Source organism: Pseudomonas kielensis, from assembly GCF_014236655.1.
Classification (GTDB): Bacteria; Pseudomonadota; Gammaproteobacteria; order Pseudomonadales; family Pseudomonadaceae; genus Aquipseudomonas; species Aquipseudomonas kielensis.
In genome coordinates, this window is record NZ_JACMYG010000111.1 from 1 (window position 1) to 387 (window position 387).

Consider the following 387-nt stretch of genomic DNA (forward strand, 5'->3'; position numbering starts at 1 on the left):
AGGTCGGGGTGCTGGCTGTCGTGCAGGGCGTGGGCGATGTAGGGCCGGTCCGGGTCGCCCTGTTCGAAGGCGATGGCCACTTCGGTGCCGGCGATCAGCGGCAGGTGCAGGCCGTGGGTGTCGCCGGCGTACGGGCGGGCCAGGCGTAGCCACAGGCTTTCTTCGCCGGCCTTCCAGCTGTCGCGGTCGAACAGCAGGTTGACCTTGTAGCGCCCTTCGAGGTCGATGTGGCCGTAGGGGTCGTTGGCCCGGTTGCTGGTGACCCGCGCAGGGACGGTGCCGGCGATCTGCGTTTTGCTCGGCACCGGCGGGCGGAAGCACACGCTGTCCGAGTAGGGAATGGCCTGGAAACGGACCTCGAGGCTGCGGTCGCGGGCGGCATGCAGG

Annotated in this window: 1 protein-coding gene; it reads right to left on the reverse strand. The window is 69.8% G+C overall.

Annotated elements, in window-relative coordinates; genetic code table 11:
- Nucleotides 1-387: type VI secretion system tip protein VgrG (gene vgrG / locus H7995_RS28240; protein ID WP_185819338.1), on the reverse strand; the 387-nt coding region annotated here is incomplete at both ends.